This window comes from Mesorhizobium sp. Cs1321R2N1, from assembly GCF_037179725.1.
GTDB lineage: Bacteria > Pseudomonadota > Alphaproteobacteria > Rhizobiales > Rhizobiaceae > Mesorhizobium > Mesorhizobium salmacidum.
This window is the reverse complement of the sequence record NZ_JAPYKP010000077.1, coordinates 1-26,188: the sequence shown is the minus strand read 5'-3', so window position 1 is coordinate 26,188 and position 26,188 is coordinate 1. Positions and strand designations below refer to the sequence as shown.

20 protein-coding genes and 1 tRNA gene are annotated in these 26,188 nt (G+C 62.0%); 10 read left to right on the top strand and 11 right to left on the bottom strand.

Translation table 11 applies throughout. The features are described 5' to 3' along the window. The 4 genes from O7A61_RS19360 to O7A61_RS19345 all read right to left on the bottom strand — a co-directional run. The coding region (locus O7A61_RS19360) for a helix-turn-helix domain-containing protein (RefSeq protein ID WP_337131169.1) at positions 1-182 on the bottom strand (182 nt) is incomplete at its 3' end. 84 nt (positions 183-266) lie between these two features. Next, positions 267-1,079: a class I SAM-dependent methyltransferase gene (locus O7A61_RS19355; RefSeq protein ID WP_337131171.1), complete on the bottom strand. Its 813-nt coding sequence runs from the start codon at positions 1,077-1,079 to the stop codon at positions 267-269. A 101-nt stretch (positions 1,080-1,180) separates the two neighbouring features. Beyond that, positions 1,181-2,206, bottom strand: a complete 1,026-nt coding sequence (locus O7A61_RS19350; protein WP_337131170.1) for an NAD-dependent epimerase — start codon at positions 2,204-2,206, stop codon at positions 1,181-1,183. A 95-nt stretch (positions 2,207-2,301) separates the two neighbouring features. Then, complete coding sequence (locus O7A61_RS19345; protein ID WP_027145919.1) at positions 2,302-2,892, bottom strand: biotin transporter BioY; 591 nt, start codon at positions 2,890-2,892, stop codon at positions 2,302-2,304. 114 nt (positions 2,893-3,006) lie between these two features. On the opposite strand from O7A61_RS19345, the gene O7A61_RS19340 reads away from it, so the two are divergent. Next, positions 3,007-3,915, top strand: coding sequence for an MBL fold metallo-hydrolase (locus O7A61_RS19340; protein ID WP_337131168.1), 909 nt, complete (start codon positions 3,007-3,009; stop codon positions 3,913-3,915). Between the two features lie 62 nt (positions 3,916-3,977). Here the strand turns inward: O7A61_RS19340 and O7A61_RS19335 are convergent, their stop codons facing one another. Then, positions 3,978-4,763, bottom strand: coding sequence for a DUF1499 domain-containing protein (locus O7A61_RS19335; RefSeq protein WP_337131167.1), 786 nt, complete (start codon positions 4,761-4,763; stop codon positions 3,978-3,980). 80 nt (positions 4,764-4,843) lie between these two features. Further along, on the bottom strand, positions 4,844-6,472 hold the full coding sequence (locus tag O7A61_RS19330) for a fatty-acid--CoA ligase (RefSeq protein ID WP_337131166.1): 1,629 nt from the start codon (positions 6,470-6,472) through the stop codon (positions 4,844-4,846). 320 nt (positions 6,473-6,792) lie between these two features. On the opposite strand from O7A61_RS19330, the gene O7A61_RS19325 reads away from it, so the two are divergent. Both O7A61_RS19325 and O7A61_RS19320 read left to right on the top strand, forming a co-directional pair. Further along, positions 6,793-7,146: a hypothetical protein gene (locus tag O7A61_RS19325; protein WP_140510466.1), complete on the top strand. Its 354-nt coding sequence runs from the start codon at positions 6,793-6,795 to the stop codon at positions 7,144-7,146. A gap of 130 nt (positions 7,147-7,276) precedes the next feature. After that, complete coding sequence (locus O7A61_RS19320; protein ID WP_337131165.1) at positions 7,277-7,666, top strand: DUF427 domain-containing protein; 390 nt, start codon at positions 7,277-7,279, stop codon at positions 7,664-7,666. A 94-nt stretch (positions 7,667-7,760) separates the two neighbouring features. On the opposite strand, the gene O7A61_RS19315 is transcribed toward O7A61_RS19320, so the two are convergent. From O7A61_RS19315 to ppdK, 4 genes are all read right to left on the bottom strand, one after another. Next, positions 7,761-8,501, bottom strand: coding sequence for a polysaccharide deacetylase family protein (locus O7A61_RS19315; protein ID WP_337131164.1), 741 nt, complete (start codon positions 8,499-8,501; stop codon positions 7,761-7,763). Further along, the gene (locus O7A61_RS19310; protein WP_337131163.1) at positions 8,501-8,641 is read right to left on the bottom strand and encodes a hypothetical protein; all 141 of its coding nucleotides are present in this window, start codon (positions 8,639-8,641) and stop codon (positions 8,501-8,503) included. Before O7A61_RS19310 ends, O7A61_RS19315 begins: the two co-directional genes overlap by 1 nt. Positions 8,642-8,670: 29 nt before the next feature. Next, complete coding sequence (locus tag O7A61_RS19305) at positions 8,671-9,771, bottom strand: glycosyltransferase family 9 protein (RefSeq protein ID WP_337131162.1); 1,101 nt, start codon at positions 9,769-9,771, stop codon at positions 8,671-8,673. A 123-nt stretch (positions 9,772-9,894) separates the two neighbouring features. After that, on the bottom strand, positions 9,895-12,573 hold the full coding sequence (gene ppdK, locus O7A61_RS19300; RefSeq protein WP_337131161.1) for a pyruvate, phosphate dikinase: 2,679 nt from the start codon (positions 12,571-12,573) through the stop codon (positions 9,895-9,897). Between the two features lie 224 nt (positions 12,574-12,797). Between ppdK and O7A61_RS19295 the strand changes: the two genes are divergently transcribed. From O7A61_RS19295 to O7A61_RS19270, 6 genes are all read left to right on the top strand, one after another. After that, positions 12,798-13,139: a VOC family protein gene (locus tag O7A61_RS19295; RefSeq protein ID WP_337131160.1), complete on the top strand. Its 342-nt coding sequence runs from the start codon at positions 12,798-12,800 to the stop codon at positions 13,137-13,139. 124 nt (positions 13,140-13,263) lie between these two features. Continuing rightward, a tRNA-Gln gene (locus O7A61_RS19290) sits at positions 13,264-13,338 on the top strand. 489 nt (positions 13,339-13,827) lie between these two features. Further along, positions 13,828-15,276, top strand: coding sequence for a TolC family protein (locus tag O7A61_RS19285; RefSeq protein ID WP_337131159.1), 1,449 nt, complete (start codon positions 13,828-13,830; stop codon positions 15,274-15,276). A 39-nt stretch (positions 15,277-15,315) separates the two neighbouring features. Next, on the top strand, positions 15,316-17,448 hold the full coding sequence (locus O7A61_RS19280; protein WP_337108893.1) for a type I secretion system permease/ATPase: 2,133 nt from the start codon (positions 15,316-15,318) through the stop codon (positions 17,446-17,448). Between the two features lie 49 nt (positions 17,449-17,497). Beyond that, positions 17,498-18,787, top strand: coding sequence for an HlyD family type I secretion periplasmic adaptor subunit (locus O7A61_RS19275; protein WP_337131158.1), 1,290 nt, complete (start codon positions 17,498-17,500; stop codon positions 18,785-18,787). Next, positions 18,777-19,418 carry a ribbon-helix-helix domain-containing protein gene (locus O7A61_RS19270; RefSeq protein ID WP_337131157.1) on the top strand — a complete coding sequence of 214 codons (642 nt, stop codon included), beginning with the start codon at positions 18,777-18,779 and terminating at the stop codon, positions 19,416-19,418. The genes O7A61_RS19275 and O7A61_RS19270 overlap by 11 nt, the downstream gene beginning before the upstream one ends. Before the next feature lie 101 nt (positions 19,419-19,519). Here the strand turns inward: O7A61_RS19270 and O7A61_RS19265 are convergent, their stop codons facing one another. Then, the gene (locus tag O7A61_RS19265; RefSeq protein WP_337131156.1) at positions 19,520-20,476 is read right to left on the bottom strand and encodes a transglutaminase-like cysteine peptidase; all 957 of its coding nucleotides are present in this window, start codon (positions 20,474-20,476) and stop codon (positions 19,520-19,522) included. Positions 20,477-20,799: 323 nt separating this feature from the next. Here O7A61_RS19265 and O7A61_RS19260 point away from each other — a divergent pair. Then, the coding region (locus tag O7A61_RS19260) for a beta strand repeat-containing protein (protein WP_337131155.1) at positions 20,800-26,188 on the top strand (5,389 nt) is incomplete at its 3' end.

The following is a 26,188-nucleotide window of genomic DNA, read 5'->3' as shown; positions in this document are numbered from 1 at the left end:
GAGCGGTCGACCATGCCGGCCCGTCCCTCCGCCTTGTAGCGCTCGACCCAACGCGCCACGATCTTCGCTGACACACCATATCTCCGCGCCGCATCGGCTTTGGAAAGACGGCCTTCAATAATCGACAACGCCATCTCCTCTCGACGCAGCGGCGTCAGACGGGCATTCTTGTGGATGTTCATTCGGACCCTCCGATGTGTACTGAAGCCTGCCAACTCCAGTCTCCTCGGTCCGGTCCGAATGGACAACCTCCCGAAAGCTCACACCTAGGCCACAGCCATGATCACATATGCCTGGATTTTCGCGGCAACTTCGCCGTTGCCATGTCTGTCTGCAATGGCGGATGCCGCGTAGTCGGTCGCGGCGTCCAGTTTTCCAGCGTCCCTGGCCTCGATTTCGCTGCGAAGAACGGTGCCTTGGCAATAAGCGACGGCCGGAAGGCGCGGCGAGGATGCGCGGCTTTGTTCGGCTCTCGTCTCGATCGCGACATCGGAGAAACCCGCGTCCTCCAGATCGCGGCGGATCAGCACCTTGTCGTGGTAGCCGTGCGGCGTGCGTGCCAGGAAGCGCGGCGGGTCGTCTGGGAAAATCCTCGCCAGCGCATTGGTCACGTCATCGGCGAACACATTCTCCTCGATGCGATCCCATACGTTGAACAAGAACCGTCCTCCCGGTTTCAGGACCCGCCTCGCTTCGCGGTAGGCGGAGGTGCGGTTTGGAAAGAACATCGCACCGAACTGACAACAGACGAGATCGAACGCCGCATCCTCGAACGGCAGCGCCATCGCATCCGCCTGGCGCCATTCGATGCGGCTGTCGGGTGTCTGCCGCGAAGCGGCGTAGTCGAGCATCGGCTGGTTCAGGTCGGTCACGACATAGCTTGCGTCCGGGGATAGTCTTGGTGCCAATGCGCGGGTGACGACCCCGGTGCCCGCAGCGATTTCCAGGACCGCGCCTGGCGACAGGGCCGCGGCTCGTTGCGCGATATCCACGGCGAACGGCTCGAAAATCAAGGGCACCATGTAGCGGTCGTAGTTTTCCGGAATCGAGCCCGCGAACAGCTTGTCCGTTTCCAACATGGCAATCCCCACCATCCCATGACTTAGGAGACTAGCACATTTTTTGGTCCCTGGTCCTTTTCGACCGAAGGCCGGCCTCTACGCGGCCAAGAGCGCGTTCATCACGCCCGCCCAAAATAACCCTGGTACCACTCGACGAACCGCCCTACCCCCTCCGTGACGGAGGTGCGGGGGCGGTAGCCGACCGCCGCTTGCAGCGCCGAAGTATCGGCGAAGGTGTCGGGCACGTCGCCGGCCTGCAGCGGCAGGAGCTCGATGATGGCCTTGCGGCCGAGCGCATTTTCCAGCGCCTCGACATAGGCGGTCAGTTTCACCGGGTTGCTGTTGCCGATGTTGAAGATGCGCCAGGGCGCGCTGCTGGTCGCCGGATCCGGATGGCCGGAGTCCCAGGCCGGGTTGGCCGCGGCAGGACTGTCGCTGGCGCGAATCACGCCCTCGGCGATGTCCTCGACATAGGTGAAGTCGCGCGTGTGGTTGCCGTTGTTGAACAGCTTGATCGGCTCGCCGGCCAGGATGTTCCTGGTGAACAGGAACAGAGCCATATCAGGTCGCCCCCAGGGACCGTACACGGTGAAGAAACGCAGCCCCGTGGTGGGCAGGCCGAACAGATGGCTGTAGCTGTGCGCCATCAGTTCGTTGGCGCGCTTGGTGGCGGCGTAGAACTGCAAGGGATGGTCGGCCGGGCGATGCTCGGAAAACGGCATGTCGGTGTTGGCGCCATAGACACTGGAGGTGCTGGCATAGGTCAGGTGCCCGACACGGCTGCTGCGGCAGGCCTCGAGTATGTTGGTGAAAGCAACGATGTTGCTCTCGACATAGGCGCGTGGGTTTTCCAGGCTGTAACGGACGCCTGCCTGGGCGGCGAGATGGATCACCCGGTCGAAGGCGTGGTCGGCAAAGCAGCCATCGACCACGCTATGGTCGGCGAGATTGCCGTGGATGAAATGATAGCCTGCATTGGTGCCGCGGCTCGCCTCGGCCAGGAGCCGCAGCCGCGCCTGCTTGATCTCAGGGTCGTAGTAATCATTGATGCTGTCGATGCCGACAACCTCGTCACCGCGCTCCAGGAGCCGCCTGGCGACATGATAACCTATGAAGCCGGCAGCGCCGGTGACCAGAACTTTCATCACAAAGGCCCGTCCGTAACATGCCTGGTGAACAGGCCCGAGCTGACCGCAGGCCAAACTCCGGCCCGGAGTGATCCGGGCCGGATGATCTCAAATCAGGAGCGCTTCAGCAATGACCAGACGGCCGGCACGAGGCTGGCCGCGAGAGCGACCTTGATTAGGTCGCCGACGATGAACGGCACGACGCCGAATTGCCAGGATTTTTCCGGACCGATGAGCAGTGCCAGCCAGGCGAAACCCATCGCCATCATGACCACTTCGGCAACCAGCATGGCGTTGAAAAGCTTGATCGGATGACGGTCCCAGCCGCGGTCGGCGGCCCAGCCGACAATCGCGGCCATGACCACGAAGCCGGCGAGATAGCCGCCGGTCGAGCCGAGCATATAGGCGATGCCGACGCCTTTTTCCGGCGTGCCCTGGAAGACCGGGAAGCCCATCGCGCCTTCCGCCATATAAAGCAGCAGGGTGGCGACGCCGAGCCGCATGCCGAAGGCGGCGGCGATCAGGAAGACGGCGAGCGTCTGCATCGAGATGTCGACAGGCCCGAGCACTACCTTGGTCTTGGCCGAAAGGGTCAACAGCAGGGTCCCGGCAATCGCCAGGACAAACTGCGTTGCCAGTCGCGCGGCACCTTCTTGCGGCAAGGCCAGAAAAACAAGCGGGCGCGTCGTCGTTGCGGTTGTCATGGTCTTCCCCATTCAATCTCGCCGCGAACCAACAATCGCGGCCTTGCGTTTTTCTATATTTGCTTGCGTGCTATGCGGCAATCGGTTTTGCCGTTCTTGGAATAATGTGGCGACATGGCCCTCAAATTCGATACCAGCTTCGACCCCGCTTATGGCCAAGGCGTAAGCGTGGCCCCAGACGTGCAACGCGTCACGGCTGGGAATCCCAGTCCCTTCACCTTTCATGGCACCAACAGCTATGTCGTGGGCCGCGACACGCTGGCGGTGATCGATCCCGGGCCGGATGACGAGACGCATCTTCAGACCTTGCTCGACGTGATCGCCGGCCGGCCGGTCAGCCACATTTTCGTCAGCCACACGCATCGCGACCATTCCCCGCTGGCGGCCCGGCTGAAGGAGCGCACCGGCGCCCAGGTGCTGGCGGAAGGACCGCACCGGCCGGCGAGGCCCTTGCATATCGGCGAAACCAATCCGCTCGACGCCAGCGCCGACAGCGCTTTCGTTCCCGACATCGCGTTGCCGGACAGTGAACTGGTCAGCGGCGATGGCTGGGCGATCCGGACGGTCCTGACGCCCGGCCACACCGCCAATCACGCGGCATTCGCGCTGGAAGGCACCGGCATCCTGTTTTCAGCCGATCATGTCATGGGCTGGGCAACATCCATCGTCGCGCCGCCGGACGGGGCAATGGCCGATTACATGGCATCGCTGGACCGGCTGATCGAGCGCGGCGATCGCCTGCTGCTGCCTGGCCATGGTGGACCGGTGACGGCGCCGCGCGCTTTCATGCGCGGGCTGAAGGCGCATCGCAAGATGCGCGAACGAGCCATACTGGAGCGGATAAGAGCCGGCGACCGGACTATTCCCGCCATGGTCAAGGCGATCTACAGGGATACCGATCCCCGGCTGCACGGCGCCGCCGGCCTGTCGGTGCTTGCCCATCTGGAGGACCTGGTGACACGCGGCGTGGTGGCGACGGACGCCGCCCCCGCCACGGATGGCACTTTCACGCCCGGCCAATAGACCTGCCCGCCCGCCCACGGTGTTCACCCGACGTCGCCGGCGCGCAATTCGCCCGAAAATGGCTATTGGGCCGGCGCCGCGCCGACCTGGCCGGCGACTTCCTGGTCCAGTTCCGCCAGGAAATCGGTGATGCGCGCGGCATTGTCGCCAAGATCGTGGCGGCCGTAACGCGAGGCAGATCGCATATCAACGATGACCGTGTCGCCGTCATCCCTCACGCGAATGGCGACGTCCGCAGGAAGACCAACAACGAAGCTCGAGGCGATTGCGGTAATGGTCACCTCTGTCTGCCCGGCGAGTTCGGGATAAGGCTCCGAAAGGTCCCAGCCGCGCCGGTCGAGCACGGTTTCAACGGCATTGACGACGGTCTCGAATGGCAGGTCGTAGCTGCGTGCGGTGACCAATGGATAGCTGTCGGTCTGCAATGTCTGCTCACCCGGCGTCGGCGGGGACAGCACGTTCATGTCCCTGGTCCGATCACCGACATCAAGCGCGGGCGGCTCATCGAAATCGGTCGAGATGTCGCGCAGTGGCGGATAGATCGTCGCCCAGTAGGCGGCAACGCCGTAGGGGGTGAGCACCAGCAGTGCCAGCAAGGCGCCGACGGTGAGATCACGGCCACCACGGTCGCCAAAATTCCACAGCCTTGCAAAGGCCAGGCCGGCAAACAGCAGCGCCAGCGCCGCCAGCAGGGCGACAATGCCCAGCACCCACAGGAACACCGGCGTTTGGACGAGGCCGAAACGATGGCCGACAAAGTTCGTCAGCAAAAGCACCATCGAAAAGGCGGCCGTGCGCCGCGACCAGCCGGCAGCCTTCGACGTTTGCCGTTCGGGAATGCTAACCATTATGCTCTGCGCTGCCCCAACCCGGATGGAGGTTTAGTGCCTTTTTGCGGCGGCTTGAAGCCGAAACACGCAACATCCCCTCAATCCGTCGGCAAGCGATAGTCCCTGAACTGCTGACGCAAGGTGATCTTCTGGATCTTGCCGGTGGCGGTGTGCGGTATCTCGCCGACGAAGGCGACGTCGTCCGGCATCCACCATTTGGCCACCTTGCCATCCATGAAATCGAGAATCTCGGCCTTGGTCGGTTCCTTGCCAGGTTTGGCGACGACGACCAGCAAGGGCCGCTCGCCCCATTTCGAATGCTGGACGCCGATCGCCGCCGCTTCCGCCACATCGGGATGGCCGACAGCCAGATTTTCCAGGTCGATGGTCGAAATCCATTCGCCGCCGGACTTGATGACGTCCTTGGCGCGATCGGTGATCTGCATGTAACCGCCGGCATCGATATGCGCGACGTCTCCGGTATCAAACCAGCCATCCTCATCGAACTGCTCCGCGCCCACACCGCCATAATAGGCGCGGGCGACGGCCGGGCCGCGTACCTTGAGCCGGCCAAACGTCTTGCCGTCCCAGGGCTGCGCGTTGTCGGCGTCGTCCGTCACCTTCATTTCGACGCCGAAAGGCGGGTAACCCTGCTTGCCCTGGACGTCGAGCCTCGCCTCGCCGTCCAGGCCTGCATAGTCCGGCTTCAGGGTGCACAGCGTGCCGAGCGGCGACATTTCGGTCATGCCCCAGGCGTGGATGACCTGGACACCGTACTTGTCCTGGAATTTCGCCATGATCGCGCGCGGGCACGACGAGCCGCCGATCACGACCTTGTTGAGATGGGGAAGCGTCTTGCCGGTCTCTTCCAGATATTGCAGCAGCATCATCCACACGGTCGGCACGGCGGCGCTGAATGTCACCTTCTCCTGATCGAGCAACTCATAGATCGAGGCGCCGTCCATTTTGCAGCCAGGCATGACCAGCTTGGCGCCGGTCATCGGCCCGCTCTGGCCAAGGCCCCAGGCATTGGCGTGGAACATCGGCACCACCGGCAGGATCGTGTCGCGCGCCGACAGGCCCATGGCGTCGGGCATGGCAGCGATCATGGCGTGCAGCACGTTCGAGCGATGGCTGTAGACGACGCCCTTTGGGTCACCCGTCGTGCCGGACGTATAGCACATGCCGGCCGCGGTGCCTTCATGAAAGGTCTTCCAGGCGAAGTCGCCATCAACCTCGTCAAGCCAGTCCTCGTAGGCAACAACACCGGGCAGGGTCGTTTGCGGCATGTGCGCCTTGTCGGTGAGCACGATCACCTTCTTCAGCGATTGGACGGCACCCGCGATCTTCTCGAGCAACGGGATGAAGGTAAGGTCGACGAAGACGGCCTTGTCCTCGGCGTGGTTCATGATCCAGACGATCTGTTCGGGAAACAGGCGCGGATTGAGGGTATGGTAGATAGCACCGATGCCCATGATGCCGTACCAGGCCTCGATGTGGCGGGCGGTGTTCCAGGCCAGTGTCGCGATGCGGTCGCCTAACGCGAAACCGTCGCGCTCCAAGCGCTGGGCGACCTTGAGGGAACGACGATGGATGTCGGCGTAGGTGGTGCGCACGATCGGTCCCTCGATCGAACGCGACACGATCTCGCGCACACCATGCTGCCTTTCAGCGTTGTCGATCAGCTTGTGGCACAGTAGCGGCCATTCCTGCATCAATCCCAGCATGCCGTTCCCTCCCTCACGCTTTTCATGTCGCGCTTTTGATCGCATTGTGAAGCGAACCGGCGAATTGTCCAGCCACCTACGGGCGCAGCGGACGAAAGTCGGAGTTCGACCTGTATTTGGCAAACGATTGAATCCGGACGCTTTTTGATTTCGTTTGGCGGGCCTTGCTGCCATTCGAGTGACAGGGGCTTCAAATACATTACGTCGGCGCAAACTCTCGTGATCGGACCAACCGCAAAAAGTGTCATAATCCGGCCATCGTCGGTGTTAAACTTCGTTAACGGGCAAAGGGGTGCGATTGGCGACTGAGAGAGGTTCGCATGGACGCGCTCGACGATAAGGTTCTCGAGAGTACGCTTGCCGAAAGCCTGGCCGATCTGGTGCCGGACGAAAAGACTGTTTCCGAAGACGAGTTCGTAGAAGTTGTTGGCGGCGCGCTGGAAGCGGTCGGCGGCACGCTGCTGTTCAAGATGTGCGTCCAGAACGAAGGGGAAGGCCAGCATGTCGCGGCGGCATCCGTCGGCGATGGCGGCAATCGCCAGTTCCTGCTGCTCACCTTGCCAACCGGCGGCGGGGCGCTGAAAGTCGAGACCATTTCCAGAAGCAGCAATCCGGTGGCGGGCATCGCGGCCGCCTATGCCGGGCTGATGGATGCCTTCAAAACCGCCGCCTGAATTTCCGCGGCCACGAGAAGGCAATCTTCGCGCCACGCACGGGCGCATGGCGTCTGTTATGTTTGTGACTACGGGTCTTGCGCAATCCGGCCGTCCACCACACTTAAGGTCGGGGCAAGGAGGAACCAGCATGGACAAGATCGCCAACCCGGCACCCGGCTTCCAGCGCAATCCCGACAAGATCATCACGATAGAGCCCTATTCCGGCACCGTCACGGTCCGCGCCGGCGATACCGTCATCGCGTCGTCCGCCAGGGCGAAGGTGCTGACGGAGGCCCCCTACCCCGCCGCCTTCTACATTCCGTTCGCCGACATCGATTTCGACAAGCTCAGCCGAACGGACCACGCGACCCACTGCCCCTATAAGGGTGACGCCAGCTATTGGAGCGTGCTGCCGGCGGGCGAAGCGGGCAAGGACGCGATGTGGGCCTACCGCCAGCCGTATGACGAGATGACCGAGATCCGCGACCACGGCGCGTTCTATGCCAGCAAGGTCGCCATCGACGCCAAGCCGGACTGAACGCTTCGGCCGACGCACTTAAGGGTGCATTGAGATTCGGTTCATGCCCAGTCGTTAGAGCGGTTCGGCGATTCTAATCAAACACTGAACCGCCCTATTCAGTGGTGCCGTGATCGCCCGTCCCGTCGGCGTCGTCGAGCCGCACGAAGGTCATGCCCTTGTCCTTGAGTGCCAGCAGGCCCTGCACCACGCCCTCGCCGGCGGCGTGGGTCGGCTGGTTGATGTGCGAGATAATGACGTCGCCATCCTTGGCAGCGGCGATACGCTTGGCAGTTTCCTTGGCGCCGAGCAGCGAGCCGCCGTCGCCATTGATCGAGAAGCCGGCAATCTTGAAGCCCAGCTTGCGGATCATCGCGATGGCCGAGGGGCTGTATTCGGCGGTTGCGCCACGGAACCATTTCGGCGCCGGCTCGCCGGTCGTGGCCAGAGCCGCGGCCCCTGACTCGACCTCGGCGAGCACAGCCTCCGGGCTGCCGGCGCTGCTTATGCCATAGATCTTCCGTGGCGTGTCGACCGCCGGAACATGGCGGCCGCCGTGATTTTCCAGTTCGAACAGGTCGGGATGCGCCCGCATGATCGCGACGGCCTCGGCGTTGCGCTTCAGCCAGATGCCGGTGACGAAAATGGTGGCCGGTATTTTGTTGTCCACCAGCGCCGAGAGAATGCGCGTGTCGGTCTTGCCGCCGCAGGCATCGAGCGTGAGCGCAACGCGGCCGGTTCCGCTTGCAGCCGGCTTGATGTGCAGCGTGGGTTCGACCAGCGGCGCGGCATGGGCACCGGATATCAGCGCCACCGACATGGCGATCGTGCAGAGATGTTTTTGCAGCAGACGCATCAAACCAACTTCCCGAAACCAAATTCCCGGCTGGCGACTTCAAGCCGCCATCCCAAAAAACCCGCATGAAGGCGGAAATCGGACGAGGGATAGCAGAAAAACGCCTGGCGCGGCAATTTGACCTCCGGCTTGGTGAACATTCGGCGACAGTCTTGCCGACCGATCGCCCTCAGACAACGCGTTCCTTTTTCAGATCGGTGCGTGCGAGGATCTCGCGCACGGCGTCGACGACCGGCTTCACCTCCAGACGCCAGACACAGCAAGCCTTGCTGGGGTCGGACCGGCGACACAAATCCCTGGCCACGCAATCGCAGGGCATTGACGGCCGAAGCGCGATGCTGGGCACGCCGACAGGTCCCCAGCGCGACGGATGCGTCAGGCCGAAAAGGCCGACAACCGGGGTCCCCGCGGCAGCGGCCATGTGCATCGGGCCGCTTTCGTTGCCGAGAAACAGCCGGGCCTGTTCCAGGACCGCCAGCAGGCTCTCGAGCGAAAGCGCTCCGACCAGGTCGACCACCGGCGTCACGGTCCCGGAAACGATCCGCGCGGCGGTTTCACGTTCGCCTGGCCCTCCCACCAGGACGACGCCCAGTCCGGTTTCGGCCGCAACCTGGTCAATTGCTTCGGCAAACCGTTCCGGCTGCCATTGCCGGCCCTTGAAACTCGCGCCCGCATGGACGGCGACGAAGGCGTTCGGGTGGATATCGTGCGTGCCCAGAAGCGCCAGGGCTTTCGTGGCCTCGAATGTCGGCGGCTGGATGCTCGGTACCGTCACGCGCAAATCGATGCCGAGTGCTTCAAGAGGGGAGAGATAGCGATAGACAAAATGCTGCCCGCCAAACCCGTATGGTTTGGCAAACACATTGGCGGGCTGCCGCTCCAGCAGCTTCAGCGGCCTCTCGGGAGGATTGTAGCCGACACGCTTCCTGGCGTTGACGAGCCCGCTGACGACCCGAGAGGTCTTGGAATCGGTCAAATCGATCGTCAGGTCGAAGTGGAAGCGGCGCAGCGCCCGCACCACGGCATAAAGCTCTTTTCCACGCTCCAGCGGGTTGCCTCGCATGCGGGCCCGCCTGAACGCAACCACCTCGGAAGCGATGCCATGTGCAACCACGAAGCTCTCGAAGTGGGCTTCGCAGAGGAATACGATCCTGGCGCCGGGGAATTCGAGCTGCAGGTTCCTGGCGAGCGTCGAGGCGAGGACGATATCGCCTATGAAATTCGTTTGAATAATCAGGATGGAGCGGAACGGAGCGGGTGATATCTGCAACGTCTGTTTCCGGAGACAATTGGCGGTCATCCGCAAATTGGTCGCAAACAATGTCGAGATTACGCTCATGTCGCCAGCACGTTCGCGTGAGTTTTCATACAAAACCGTAAGCTTCGTACCGGTCTAGCCGCGTCCTGCCTTTGCCGCGTGCACCGCGGCCTGCGCCGCCGCCAGCCTGGCTATCGGCACGCGATAGGGTGAGCAGGAGACGTAGTCGAGCCCGACATCCTCGCAGAAGCGGATCGACGAGGGATCACCACCATGTTCGCCGCAGATGCCAAGCTTGAGGCTAGGCCGCGTCGCCCTGCCCTTTTGCGCCGCCATGCGCACCAGTTCGCCGACACCGTCGATATCAAGGGAGACGAACGGATCCTGCTCGATGATGCCCTTCTGGCGGTAGGTTTCCAGGAAGGAGGCCGCGTCGTCGCGCGAGATGCCGAAGGTGGTCTGGGTGAGGTCGTTGGTGCCGAAGGAGAAGAACTCGGCCGACTCCGCGATGACATGGGCACGGATCGCCGCGCGGGGGAGTTCAATCATCGTTCCGGTGAGGTAATCGATCTTGACGCCGCTCTCGTCCATGACGCTCTTGGCGACCGCATCGATACGCGCCTTCACATAATCGAGTTCCTTCACCAGGCCGACCAGCGGCACCATGATCTCGGGCACCACCAGCGCGCCGGCTTTCCTGCCGGCCTCGACGGCCGCCTCGAAAATGGCGCGCGCCTGCATCTCGGCGATCTCCGGGTAAGAGACGGCGAGCCGACAGCCGCGATGGCCGAGCATCGGGTTGAATTCGTGCAGCGCCTCGGTGCGCTGTCTGAGCTTGTCGGGCGACACGTTCATGGCGGCCGCGACTTCGGCGACTTCTGCTTCCGTCTTGGGCAGGAATTCGTGCAGTGGCGGATCGAGCAGGCGGATCGTCACCGGCAGGCCGGCCATGATTTCGAACAGCTCCAGGAAATCCGAGCGCTGCATGGGCAGAAGCTTGGCCAGCGCAGCGCGCCGGTCCTTCTCGGTGTCGGCCAGGATCATCTCGCGCATGGCGACGATGCGGGCGCCGTCGAAGAACATGTGCTCGGTGCGGCAAAGACCGATGCCTTCGGCGCCGAAAGAGCGCGCCATGCGCGCATCGAGCGGCGTTTCGGCATTGGTGCGCACCTTCATGCGGCGCACCGCGTCCGCCCACTCCATGATCGCGGCGAAATCGCCTGACAATTCCGGCTGCAGCATCGCCACGGCGCCCTTGAGCACCTGGCCGTTGCCGCCATCGATGGTGATGATGTCCCCCTTGCGAAAGGTTTGTCCCATCGAGAGCAGCGTGCCGGCCCTGTAGTCGACACGCAGCGAGCCGGCGCCCGACACACAAGGCTTGCCCATGCCGCGCGCAACGACGGCGGCGTGGCTGGTCATGCCGCCGCGCGTGGTCAGGATGCCTTCGGCCGCATGCATGCCGTGGATATCTTCCGGACTGGTCTCTATGCGCACCAGGATCGCCTTGCGTCCTTGCGTCTTCAGATCCTCGGCATCGCCGGAGGAAAAGACGATCTCGCCGGTGGCGGCTCCCGGCGACGCCGGCAGGCCGACGCCGATGACGTCGCGCGCGGCTTTTGGGTCGATAGTCGGGTGCAGCAACTGGTCGAGCGAAGCCGGATCGATGCGAGCGACCGCCTCCTCCTTGGTGATCAGCCCGTCCCTGGCCATCTCGACCGCGATCCTGAGTGCTGCCTTGGCGGTGCGCTTGCCGGACCTTGTCTGCAGCATCCACAATTTGCCGCGCTCGATTGTGAATTCGAGGTCCTGCATGTCGCGGTAGTGCTTTTCCAGGCTGTCGGAGATGGTGACGAAGGACTGGAAGGCGTCCGGCATCAGCTTCTGCAGTGACGGCTTGTCGGAACCCGCCGCGATGCGCGCCGCCTCGGTGATGTTCTGCGGCGTGCGGATGCCGGCAACGACATCCTCGCCCTGCGCGTTGACCAGGAACTCGCCATAGAGCTGCTTTTCGCCGGTCGACGGGTTGCGGGTGAAGGCAACGCCGGTGGCCGAGGTCTCGCCCATATTGCCGAACACCATGGCCTGGACATTGACCGCCGTGCCCCAGCTTTCGGGAATATCGTGCAGGCGCCGGTAGGTGATGGCGCGGTTGTTCATCCAGCTCGAAAACACCGCGCCGATCGCGCCCCAGAGCTGCTCGTGCGGATCCTGCGGGAACGGCTTGCCCAGCTCTTCCTCGACCTTGGCCTTGTAGAGCGCGATGACGCCTTGCCATTCGATGGCCGTCAGCTCGGTGTCGAGCTCATGGCCGAGGCTGGCTTTCTGGTCTTCCAGGATTTCCTCGAACACCTCGTGATCGAGACCCATGACGACATCGGAATACATCTGGATGAAACGGCGGTAGCTGTCATAGGCAAAGCGCGCATCGCCGGAATCGGAGGCCAGCGCCTCGACCGTCTCGTCGTTCAATCCGAGATTGAGCACGGTGTCCATCATGCCGGGCATCGACGCCCGGGCGCCGGAACGCACCGAAACCAGGAGCAGCTTCGACGGGTCGCCGAACCGGCGGCCAGTCAGCCGGCCGATATGATCGAGCGCGACGGTGACGTCGGCTTCCAATCCCGCCGGGTAGGCACGGCCATCGGCATAGTAGGCATTGCAGACCTCGGTGGTGATCGTGAAGCCCGGCGGCACCGGCAGGCCCAGGCTGCACATCTCGGCCAGATTGGCGCCCTTGCCGCCCAACAGATTCCTGTCGCCGGCACGGCCTTCCGCCGCACCATCGCCAAAGGTGAAAACCCATTTGGTCATGCTTTGCTCTCCGGTTGCAGGAGATTGGAAAGATTGGCGAAACGGAAAGCTCCGCCCGTGTCCGACTTCGAGCGATATGATGCTGCAGTGCGAAACGCAAGCGCCGGGCGAGTCGTCGGGTCGCTACAATCGATTAAGAAAAAGCCATCCCCCAGGATGCGTCAAAAAGACTTGCCACCTGATGGTTCGATGTCTAGAACATAAAGGGAACAAAGAGGTGCCTCATGAAACAGTCTGGAAAACTGGACTATCTGGAAATGCCTGCGGCCGGCGGCACGCTGGACCGGATGAAAGGCTACAGTGCCGCCTTTGGCTGGTCGTTCACCGATTATGGACCGACCTATTCGGCCTTTGCGGAGGGGCTGGACGGAGGTTTTCAGGCCGATGCGGAAGAAGCGCCGGCCAAGCCGCTGCCTGTGCTTTACAGTGAGAATCTGGAAGAAACCCTTGGCGCCGTCGAAAGCGCCGGCGGAACGATCGTCAAGCCGATATTCCCATTCCCCGGTGGTCGACGCTTCCACTTTGTCGACCCAGCCGGCAACGAGTTGGCTGTGTGGTCCGTATAACCCGTTGGATCATTTGGCGGCAATCGCGCTGCTGGTCAGCCGGGTGCCTTCGCGGTCGCTCATAAGCATTGTGCTTTTCGGCTGCTCTGCTAATAACGCGCCGCACAGCGACTCAGACGGCTATTGGGGCGTCGCCAAGTGGTAAGGCATCGGTTTTTGGTACCGACATTCCCAGGTTCGAATCCTGGCGCCCCAGCCAAGCGCAGACCTTCATCGAGACCGAAGCACGCACCGAATCGACCCTGCTCTAACCAAGTGTCCCGCTCGGCCGTGTCTCGGCGATCTCGCCAGCCACTTAGATGTCAAAGCGCGACCAGAACATGTTGGCAATGGGGGTGGCCGGACTAAGCCCTCCTTCGCCTGAGTTTGTTAAGGGTGCCCTTATTGCCTGCGAGAGCAATTTTATTTGCTGGCATGCGTACTCGTCAGCATGCTGTCAGAACAGGCTTGCTGTTGCCCATCTTCATATCTTGTTGCGGTGCTTCAAGTTTCGACACCGGCACTTGATCCGCCAACATCTCAAATATGTGGTATTTTTGCTACATTTTCTGGCCGTCTGCCCAAAATCTATCATTTAGTCACAGCTTAATAATGAAACGTCCACGTTAATTTGTAAGATAGCGAACAAAGCCAGGCGCCGAGCCCGGCTGGGGCGCTCTTGAAAGAGCGGGGAAACGTGGGTGGGAAAATGAAGACGACAGGTCTGTCGACCAAGGTCATGGGCGTTGGCCTCTTGATGACGGCTACCATGCTGAGCTGCTGGGGCGCGCATGCATTGACGCTCAAGGAGGCCATGGCGGTTGCGGTGGAATCCAACCCGGAAATCGGCCAGGCCATCGAAAACCGTGAGGCGATCGAGTTCGAGCTGCGGCAGGCGAAAGGGCTTTATCTCCCAAGCGTCGACCTGCAGGCATCTACTGGTGCTCGCCGCCTGGACAACTCCTCCCGCCGAGCGCTCTCCATCGAGCACGATGCGCTTTATCCCGCGGAGACCGATCTGACGGTTTCACAAACGCTTTATGACAGCGGCGCAAGGCGAGCCGAACTCAACCGTCAGGCCTCGCGAGTCGATGGCGCCTCGTTCCGCGTGCTAGAGCGATCCGAGTTCATCGGGCTGTCGGTTGTTCAGGATTACCTGGAATACATGCTTCAGGGCTCGATCGTGGCAGAGGCAAGGAAGAATCTGGGCTTTCATCAAGCGATTCTCCACGACATCCGGGAAGGCATAGCAGGCGGCGGGTTGAACGAAGCCGACCGGCAACAGGCCGAGGAGCGCTTGTTTGCGGCCAAGGCCCGCATGCAGGAAGCCTCCGAGGAACTCGAGGCCTCGAGGATACGCTTCTTCAAGACAGTCGGGAAACCGCTGACCAATGCTTCGCGGCCTGGCGACGTTTCCTCCGCGCTGCCAAGGTCCCTCGACGACGCACTGGGCATTGCGCGGGAGAACAATCCGCGCGTCCACATGGCCAATAGCGATATTGCGGCCGCGGCCTCGCAGGTTGACGCCGCTCGGGCAAAATACGGCCCTTCGATCGTCGCCGAAGGCACCGCCCGGGCCGGATATGACATTGACGGCGACAATGGAGACACGTCCGATTTGCAGGCACGACTGGTGCTGCGTTGGAACCTGTACCGCGGCGGCATCGACAAAGCGAATGAGCAGGAGCAAATCCGCCGCGCCAGCGAGCAGCGGCTTGGGCTGCATCAGGTTCTGCGGGAGATCGAAGAGGCCGTTCGCACGTCCTGGGATCGCCGCTTCCGGCAAGCCGATCTGGCAAAGACCCTGAAGCTGCAAGCCGCTGCCAACGAGAAGCTGGTTGCCTCTTATCGCGAGCAGTTCAAGGTCGGACAGCGCTCGCTGCTCGATGTGCTGGATGCGCAAAATACACGGTTCAACACAGCGACGCTGGCGGACACCGCGTCCTACGCATCCCTCTTTGCCCAATATCGGCTTCTGGCAGCGACCGGGCAGTTGCTGAAAACGATGGACATCCATCCGCCAAAGCAGGCCACGGCCTACGCCAAGGACGAATTTGCTGTTCCGGCGACCGCGGACACCGAAACCTATGCACGGACTCCGTCGGAACAGACGAACGATATACCTTTCGACATCCTTGCCCCGGTCAGGAAGAAGTGAGCCGGTGTAAGGGGGGTTGAGGGTCCTGGCGGGCAGGTCGTGAATCAGCAGCCACATATTCTGTCGCCCAAGGAGGCATTCAAGGCCTGCTTTTCGGCGGTTGCCGCCTATCTCGGCAGGCCGAGCGCGGAAACCGTGCTGTTTGCCGGGGTGCCGATTTCGGACACGCGCATCGAGGTCACCGAGATCAGGCATCTTGCCGAACGCATCGGTCTCGAGACCCACGAATTCAACCATCGCGACTTCTTGCGCGGTCGCCTCGATCTTCCGGCAATTCTCTTCCGTGTCAGCCAGTTGCCGATCGCCCTGCTGGCGGAAATCGACGGCGACGGGTATCTCACTGCCCCGCAGGAAGACGGGCGCACGACCGTCGGCAAATCCGAGCTGGCCGCAAGTTACATCAGCGGCGGCGTATCCTTCTCGATCACCTATGCCAACGCCACCGAAGGCATGAAGGTCGGGTCGGCGCAGCAGATCGAACGGCGCCATTGGCTGACGGGAACGATGGGCGCTTTCTGGCGCACCTATTCGAAGGTCGTGCTGTCGGCGATCTTCATCAACCTGCTGGCCATCGCCTCGCCGATCTTCACCATGAACGTCTATGACCGCATATTGCCGAACAAGGCGATATCGACGCTTTGGGTGCTGGCGATCGGTATCGGTGCCGTCATTCTTTTCGACCTGCTTCTGAAGACGGCCCGGGCCTCGCTCATCGACTATGCCGGGCGCAAGGCGGACCTGCGGATATCGTATTTGCTGTTCGAGAAGGTGCTGAATTCATCCTTGTCCGCGCGCCCGGGCTCGACCGGCGAATATGCAAATCGCGTCACTCAATATGAGTTCGTCAGGGAGTTCTTCACCTCCAACACCATCAGCGTCTTCATCGACACGGCCTTCGTCTTCATCTTCCTGCTGGTCATCTACGCGATCGGCGATTGGTTGGTCATCATACCGGCCTTGGCATTCGTGGCGTCGGTGATAGTCGGCCTCGTCACGCAACGCCGCATCGGCAAACGGGTCGCAGCCTCGATGAACGAGGCATCCCAGCGCCAGGCCTTGCTGGTCGAGTCCATCTCCACGCTGGAAACAATCAAGTCCCTGCGCGCCGAAGCCTATTTGCTGAGGAAGTGGGGCGAGCATTCGAAGAACGCGGCCAACACCTCGGAGAAGATCAAGCAGCTCTCGGCGGCGGCCGGCAACATCACCCAGGCCATCCAGCAGCTTGTGACGGTCGCCCTGGTCGTGGCCGGGGCCTATGCCTTTTCGGAAGGGCATGTTTCGACAGGAGCCATTATCGGCACGGTGATGCTGGCCAGCCGGGCCGTGGCTCCGCTCGGCCAGATCGCGATCACCTTGTCGAGATTTCGCCAGGCCATGCTCTCCCTGAGAATGGTGAATTCCATCATGGCCCAACCGGAGGACCGGCCGGACACGGTGGGCTTTGTCAATCGCCCGATCCGCAATGGGGCGATGACGTTCAAGAATGTCGGCTTCGTCTACCCCGGCTCGGAAAACGAGGTTCTGTCCGGCCTGAACTTCTCGGTGAAGCCGGGCGAGCGCATCGGCATCATCGGCCGCATCGGGTCAGGCAAGACAACGATGGGACGCCTGATCGGCAGGCTTTTCCTGCCGAGTTCAGGCGAGCTGCTGCTGGATGGCATCGACATCCGCCAGTATCACCCGTCGGAGGTGCGCGCCGCCGTGGGTATCGTCGCGCAAGCCGGCGATCTGTTTTCGGGCACCGTGAAGGAGAACCTGCTCATGGCAGCTCCCGAGGCGACCGACGAACAGATCATCGAAGCCGCAAAAGCCGCCGGCGTCGACGAGTTCGTCTCTCGCCATCCACGCGGCTACGACATGAATGTCGGCGAGCGGGGCACCAATCTTTCCGGCGGGCAGAGACAGACGGTGGCGATTGCCCGACTGCTTTTGACCAAGCCGAAGATCGTCTTTCTGGATGAACCGTCCGGCTCGATGGACCTGGCTTCGGAACGACAGCTGATCAAGCAACTCAAGACAGCTTTTGACCGCAACACGACGCTGATCGTCTCGACGCATCGCTTCAGCATGCTCGAATTGGCTGATCGCCTTATTGTTGTCGAGCAGGGAAAGATCGTTGCCGATGGACCAAAAGAACAAGTCATTCAGGCGCTGCAGAGAACCAATACCTGAAGGAACAAATTATATCGGCTGAAACCGATATAATAACGGGGCGTAGGAAATGCTTGCCAGGGAAGACCGCCCGCCGCTTTTTGCGACGGCGTCCATATTCATCATAGCGGCGCTCTTCGTCGCCTTTGTCGCTTGGTCATCATTCGCCGAGGTCGACGAGATCGCGCGTGGCGACGGCAAGGTCATACCGGCCTCCAAGACCCAGGTCATCCAAGCCAGCGAGCCGGGCGTCGTTCAGGAAATCGCCGTTAAGGTGGGGCAGGTCGTCAGGAAGAACGACCTTATCATTCGTCTCGACAACACTTTGAACACGTCCAGCCTCGGCGAACAGCAGGCCAAGGCGCGGGCCCTGCAAACACGGATCGCCAGGCTCAAATACGAACAGAGCGGCAGCATCACCGGATCGTTTCCGTGTCCGCGGGACATTCAGGCGGTGGCGCCGGAAATCTGCGACAACGAGCAAAATCTGCTCGTTGCCCGGCGCGAAAACTTCGACAACAAGCTGTCGGTGCTCAAGTCGCGCCTCGACCAGCGCGAAAAGGAACTCGACGAGGCGAACGCCAATCTCGACCGCCTGACAAAAAACCTGGCTGTGAGCGACCAGCAGGCGAAGCTGGTCGAGGCGATGGTCAAGAAAGGTCTGATGGCAAGGACCGAGCAGCTCAAGGTCGAGCAGGAGCAAACCGAACTCAACGGCCAATTGAACCTGGCCGGCGAGACGATAAAGAAGGCCAAGTCGGCGATCACCGAGGCGCAGCTCCAGGTCGAGGAACTCGGGCTGCAGTTGAAGCAGGAAGCGCTCGATGACCTGACGCAGGCCTTGGCCGATCTTTCGGTGGTGGACGAAACCATTCGCGGCGCGACCGACAAGGTCGCGCGAACGGATATCCGTTCTCCGGTGGACGGGATCGTCAACACGATGGAACTGAACACCGTCGGCGCCTTCGTCCAGCCCGGAACTGTCGTAGCCGGCATCGTGCCCACTTCCGAGACATTGCTGGTCGAAGCGCGTGTTTCGCCCCGCGATGTCGCCTTTATACGCCCCGACCAGGATGCCTTGATAAAGGTCACGGCTTACGACTTCTCGATCTTTGGCGGCATCGAAGGCAAGGTTTCCAACATTACCGCGGACAGCCTGGTCGATCAGAAGACGGGCGAGCCCTATTACCAGGTGCGTGTTTCAACCGACAAATCGACACTGGAGCGAGACGGAAAGGCATATTCGATCATCCCCGGCATGATCTGTTCCGTGGATATCAAAACCGGACGCAAGACGATCCTGAGCTACCTGCTGAAGCCGATCAACAAAGCACGTCAGGAGGCAATGAGTGAGCGCTAGCGCCATCTCTCCCCCGCCCCCCGAAGACCGTTTGCTTCTGCCGCTGCCGACAGAAGATTTCGAGCTCGAGTTCCGCGTCGTGGCGCGCGGCGGCACAAGGCGCGGCATCCGTCTGGAACGGGCTTTCTGGCTTTCGCTGAAACAGATGGCCGAGAGCCGCAAATGCACCATCGGCATGCTGGTCGACGAGATCGCCGAAAGTCACGCGGAGAACGGAAACCTGACCTCGGCAATTCGGGTGGCCTGCATTCGCGCGTTGGGACACGAGAACCTGAATTTGCGCAGGCTTGCGTCGATCAGGACGGTAAACGCCATTCTGCTTGCCTGTCCGTCGCCGGCTTTCGCCTTGGCATCGACCAAGAAGATCGTGACGTTCAATGCGCCATTCCAGCAATTGGTCAAACGGCAGTTGCCGACGGCGTTCGACGGAGACACGCGGCAGGACCTGAAGCTGGCGCTGGATCTCAACGTGGCGGATATATTCGCGCGCCTCGACACCAACGGCGACGTTGCCGTTGCGAGCGGATTTGTGATCGGCGCCGGCGAGCGCCGTTACCGGGGTCAGCTTAACGTGGTGCGCGCGCCGGTGCTGGACCCGGAATTGCTGATGGCTTTTGTCTTCAACGGCTAGAGCCGCTCATCCTTTCGCAACTCCCGGCGGAAGCGCTATGCATTTTTCCTGAAATTGCTCTGGGCATTCGGCCAGGACAAAAACGCGACGGCGCTTTGCCTTTACTTGACTTCCATCTGCGCACCTTCGCCAGGCGCGACGGTTTCGAAACCGCCCTTGACGTCGGCCATCTGCGCGGCCCCCGGTTTGGACCCATGGATCCATGCCCGGTCGGTGCTGAACGAGTACAGTGGCTGATAGTCCGGAAGAGCGCTGTCCTTGAGCACCGTATTGTTGAGACTGTCGAGAATGTAAGCGCCGCTTGCAGTGCTCACCGAAAGCACGGCGTGGAAGAAACCTCGCTTGCGGTCCTGGAGAACGACGAGCGACATGCTGCGTGCCGGAATGCCGGCCCTCAGCAACGCCGTCATCTTGAGAATGGCGAAGTCCTCGCAGTCGCCGGCGCGATTGGCGAGGATTTCCGAAGGCTTCGCCCAGTAGTCGAGCTTGCCGTAAACGACGCTATCCTTCCTGTAGGCGATCAAGTGGTTGATGCCGCTGTTGATGAACGACAGTTTTTCGACAAATCCCTTGCCTTGGGCAGCCGAAACCATGGCCGCGAAGGCCGGGCTCTTGTGGTCGCAGGGACTGCCGGCGGTGCAACCGGTTATGGCCTGGTAGACCGGTGCCCAGCGCGCCGAAACCGGAAAATTGCGCATGGACAGCGCAACCGACCCGAACACGCCCGGGATAATCGACGCAGTCTGCATCGGGTCGATATCCCTGCCTTCTTGCGCCATCAAGGCGCTGGACCGGTCTTGCGCGGAAACGGGATTGTAGCCGTTCAGGACGAGGCTGATCTGGTAGGCGGCGGCCGGCAACAGCCAGGGCTGGTACCTCCGCAGCGAAATGCCGCCGAGACCAGGCGGCGCCTGGACCGTTCCAAGCAGTGCCGGTTCGGGCAGAAAATCCCTGATGACCGGCCCGCCAAGGGCTGGCTGCGTCGCGCCGGCTATCCCCAGTGCCAGCAGAAGCAGCTTGAGTTTTCTCTTCCCCGGAGCATTCTTTTGTTTTTTCATGACGCCCACCTTTGACCGTGGACGCTACCAATCTTGTCTCAAATTACTGGAAATGAAGGTGGATAACTTTCCCGCAAAGTGGTTTTGCTATTTTGTGTAAAATTTTATACGTATTTATACTTCTATTTACCAAGTTTTTCGCGCTAGTCGTGGCAAAGCGCCGCGCATTCCAAGCAAGATATAACTGATTATATGTTCACAGTTTACCAAGCGTAAAAAAAGTCATCGAACGCATATCCAAATATATAGAATGGATTGACGGACCGTTGCAAAGTCGAGGCGCCGCCTGTCTCTTTCCGGGAAATGCCGGAGGGGTTAAAGCTATGACGACCAGTATTGAGTTGGACAACGTTTCGAACTCGTGGGACGAGCATTCCGTCTCCAACGATCACCACGACCTGACAGCGCCGATCCAGTTGGTGGCGCAGGCCGCGCCGGCCGAGCAAGCGGCGGCGCCGGCTCAAACAGCGCCGGCAGCGGCCGAGCCTGTGCCGGTCGATGTCGGCGGCGGCGCGCCAGCGGCTGCTCCGCCAGCGGCAAATGCCCCCCACGAATACGTGGCGGACGCAAGCAACGTCGTAAAGCTTCCCGCCAACGTCTCGATCGACAACATCAAGGTCGACGGCCACAACCTCGTGCTCGAGCAGGCGGACGGCTCGGTCATCGTCATCAAGGACGGTGCCCTGAATGTGCCGACCTTCATCATCGGCGAAGTCGAAGTGCCGCGTGTGGCCTTGATCGCCGCGCTGGAAGCGAGCCATGTCGATGTCGCCTTCGGCGCGGACGGCTCGATATCGGCGGGCCCGGGAGGTTCGACCTCGAGCGCCGGCGGCAATTTCGAACAGCCTGCCGGCGGGATCGGCGACGGCTTCGGCCTGTCGGCCCTCCTGCCACCAACGGACCTGCAATTTGGGCAGCCGGATCATCGCGAATTGTTCCCGAGCCTCCTGGAAAATGATTCCACTCCCTCCATTGGCGCCATAGGGGAAGCGACGGTCCATGAGGCCGGCCTTCCGGCCCGTGGCGGCGAGTCAGCCGGCTCGGATGCAGCGTCGGACTCCGAGACGATATCGGGCACGATCGGCTTCACCTCGCCGGACGGCGTGTCGGAAGTGACGCTGGGCGGCCATGTGCTGACCGGTGTCCCGCAGACCTTCAGCGACGCTACCGGCTCGCTGACCGCAAGCTATGTCTATGATGCTGCCTCGGGCGTTGGCACGATCAGCTACTCCTATACTCTCGGCGACAACACCTCGGGCGACAATACGAGCGTGAATTTTGCGGTTGGGGTGACGGATGGCGATGGCGACACGGCTCCTCCCGGCAACCTGGTCATCAACATCATCGACGACGTGCCGACAGCCCATGCCGACAGCAACGACGTGACCGAGGGTGTCCTGCTCACCGTCACGGCCGCGGCCGGCGTGCTGACCAACGACGTTGCCGGCGCCGACGGTGCCACCGTCAGCGGCGTGCGAGCCGCTGGTGCGGACACTTCAACCGCGGTGACCGGCGGGGTCGCCACCGACATAGCGGGCCTGCACGGCACGCTGCATCTCAACGCCGACGGGTCCTACACCTATCAGTCGACCGCCAACAACATCACCTCGGCGACGACCGACGTCTTCGTCTACACGATCAAGGACGGCGACGGCGACCTGTCGACCACGACGCTGACCATCAATCTCAGCGATGCCGGGCTGGTCGCTCCGGCCGACAGCGACGTCACCGTCAACGAAGCAGCACTCGACCTCAACAAGGATGGTGCCGATCTCGCCGCCGGCACCGTTACGGGCTCGCTGCCGCTCCTGACCACCGAGACCGACGCGACCAACCAGCTCAACGCCTTGGGCGGTGTCGGCGGGCTCACCTATACCGAGCAGACCACCGTCGGCACCTACGGCACAATCCATATCAATACCGACGGCAGCTATGTCTACACGCTGACCAGCAACCATCTCAACGCCCAGGCCGATGACGGTGCGCAGACCATCTCGGGGCTGGAGAACTTCACCTATACGGTCACCGACAGCGTCGGCAATTCCACCACCGGCACCATCACCGTCAACATCATCGACGATGTGCCGAAAGCCATCGGCACGGCCCAGCTCACGGCAAATGTCGATGAGGACGGCCTCCACAATGCCCAGTCTGTCGGCAATGTCGACAATCCCCAGCCCGACGGCGAAGTCGCCGGGACCAACTCGGCCATTGCCACAGGCGCCGCCGGTGCCTTGAATCTTCTCGTCGATTTCGGTGCGGACGGTCCGAACCCGACATCGGCCTTTGGGCTGGTCACGCAAGTTGCTCCTTCCGACTCCGGCATCGACTCGCAGGGCGCGGATGTCCTGATTGTCTCCGACGGCACCACGCTCACCGGCTATGTCGATATCGGCGGCGGAGCCGGCTACCAGGCGGGCACGGACAGACCGGTGTTTACGCTGACTGTCGGCGCCGACGGCTCATACGTCTTCACGCTGATCGATCAGATCGACCATCCGACGCTGAACGGCGCCGTGGGTGACAATACGGAAAACACGCTTGCGAATGGCGGGATCGATTTTTCGTCATTCATCATTGCCAAGGATGGCGATGGCGACACCGTCGAACTGGCGGCGGGCACGTTCAAGGTCCAGGTGCTTGACGATGTTCCGCAGATCACCGCGCGGGATGCCGCCACCACGACGACCACCACCACGGAAACGATCGTCTACACGCTGCAGGCCGGTAACACCGATGTTCGCGGCATGGACGGCGCCGGCAATCACGACATCAAGCTGTCCGGCGTCGACGTCAATGAGGGCGACAATTCCGTCAACACCACCGGCACCAAGATCGGCGTCGGCGACGGCCAGATCATCGATGGATACGAGACCCATCCAGGTGTGACCGGACCTGAAATCCTGACCATGGATTTCGTCAACAACCTCGTGGTCACGGCCAACAATCCAAATCCGCCGACCATCACCGATAGCGGTTCCTATGATGTCTCTTCGGTCGCGTTCACGATCGACGTTTCGCCCGCGCACAATATCCATGATGCGGTCCTGTTCATCGGCGCTAAGGATGGCGGCGTGTTCGAGCCGTTCACCGTGACGGTCAATGGCGTGCTCACAGCCGGCACCGCCGTCTTTGAAAGCGGCGTGCAGGTCGGCTACGCCTTCGCCGGGGTACCGGATGGCGCTACCGTGGAAGTCGTGGGCAGCACCCCATTCGACCAACTCAAGGTGGGCAACTACAACAACTTCACGTTCGATTCCAATGCGGGCGGCACCGATGCCACCTTGAGCGGGGGAAATCCGTTCAAGATATTCGGCATCGAGGCGAAGATCACGACCGTCACGACACAGACCGAGGTCTTCCGGGTCAGCCATGACGAATCCGCCGGCGTCAACAATTCCGCCGACCCCAATCCGGCCAACGATACGGCCCTGCCCCCGCCGGCTCTGGTCCAGGAGGCTGACGCGCTCGGCTATGCGAAATCGTCGGCAAGCGCGCTCGGGCTCTTCAACGCCTCGGTCGGCGCCGACGAAAATGCCACGTTCTCCTTCGCGGTGACCGATGCCAACGGAAATGCGCTCGTCAATGTCGATTCCGGACTGAAGACGATCGGTGGCGCCACAATTCTGCTCTCGACGAACGCCGACGGCGTTCTCGTGGGGTCGGCCAACGGCGTCGACGTATTCAAGGTCTATGTCGACCCGACCGGCGCGGTCTGGATCGGCCAGTATCAACCGATCGCGCACAGCATCGATGGCGGCAGTGCGGCTGCCTTCGACGACATCGCGACCGTCGCCGCCGATCTGCACGTCAAGGCGACGATCACAGATTTCGACGGCGATTCGACCACCGCCGTTTCCCATGTCGCCCTGAGCGTCGAATTCCAGGATGACGGCCCGGCGGCCGTCAATGATCAGGATTCGGTGACCGAGGACGGACCGACGACGGCTGACGGCAATGTCGTTACCGGCACCGGCGGCAGCGACGCCAATATCACCGACGGCCACGCCGACCATCTTGGCAGCGACGGCTTCGGCGCGATCGCCTGGGATGGCGCTGTCACCAATCACGTCAACGGGATTTACGGCCAGCTGACAGTTGGCGCCGACGGCAGTTACAGCTACGCGCTCTATACGCAGGCTCAGAATCCGGCTGCCTATGCCGCTGTCCAGGGTCTCTCCGCGGGCCAGAGCCTGAGCGAAAGCTTCGGCTACACCGTGACGGATGGCGACGGCGACACTTCGCCGGCCTCCCTGACGATCACCGTCAACGGCGCCGATGACATCACCACCATTTCAGGCCTGACGCCTCGGGCGGATGGCGGCGACGCGACGGTCGACGAGAAGGGACTGCCGCCACACGGATCCAATCCCGCAGGGTCGGGCGAATTGTCCGACAGCAATCCAAACAACAATTCCGACCATTCGGAAACCGCCGTCGGCACATTCGCCTTCACCTCACCCGATGGCCTGGGATCGCTGCAGGTCGGCACGACCAGCATCACCTATGCCGCTCTGGCCAATTCCGGTTCGGTTCCGGTCGTCATTGCCGGCGGCCCGGTCTATGGCACGCTGATGATCACCGGCTTCAGCGGAACAAACGCCGGCGGCACGGTCACCTACAGCTTCACGCTGACCGACAATGTTGCGCATCCAGGCGTGGGGATCACCGGCGCAGCTGACCAGCTTTTCGCCAACTATGGCGTTATCGTCACCGACGAGGATGGCAGTCCATCGAGCTCGACGCTGTCGATCGCCATCAATGATGATGGACCGGTTGCGCAGAACTATACGGGAGCGACCTTCGCCGAGGGCACCGGCGCGCACGACATTGGCAATGCGGTGACGCTGCTGGGCATCGGCGCGGGCGCCGACGGCCTGCAGGGAACACTGCAGGGCCTGGTCTTCACCAATCAGGGCACGACGGGCGGAACACTGTCGATCGACGGCGCCGGCCACCTGATCTACAGCGCACCGGCCAGCGTGACGAGCGCCACGACGGTGACCGAGACCTTCAGCTACACGGTGAGCGACAAGGACGGCGACACCGTCACCAGGCAGGTGACGTTCGGGGTCTCCGACAGCGGCATCACGAATGTGGCGGCCTCGGCGAACCTCGTCGTGGACGAGGACAACCTTGCCACCGGCAACAACGACTCGGCCGCGGGCGACGATGCCCAGGTGCTGGGCGGCCATATCTCCTACACGCTGGGCGCCGATGCCTTGAGCTCGGTCGCGCTGTCGGTTGCCGGCACCGGATTGACCAAGCTCGACGGGACAGCGGTCTCGACCAGCTGGGATGCCGCCACCCATACGCTGACCGGCTATGGCAGCAGCACCGCGGACGTGGTGTTCACCATCACGCTGAGCAACATCACGGCAACCGGCGCCGACTATACGGCGGCCCTCAACCAGCCGGTCGCGCATCCGGTTCACGACGACCCCTCCACCGGCGCGGTGGAAACGGCCTTCGAGGACAATCTCGGCTTCACCGTCACAGCCACCGTGACCGACGCCGACAACAGCACCGCAACCACCACCTTCACTGTCTCCATCGACGATGATGGACCGGTGGCGCAGAACTACACGGGAGCGACCTTCGCCGAGGGCACCGGCGCGCACGACATTGGCAATGCGGTGACGCTGCTGGGCATCGGCGCGGGCGCCGACGGCCTGCAGGGAACACTGCAGGGCCTGGTCTTCACCAATCAGG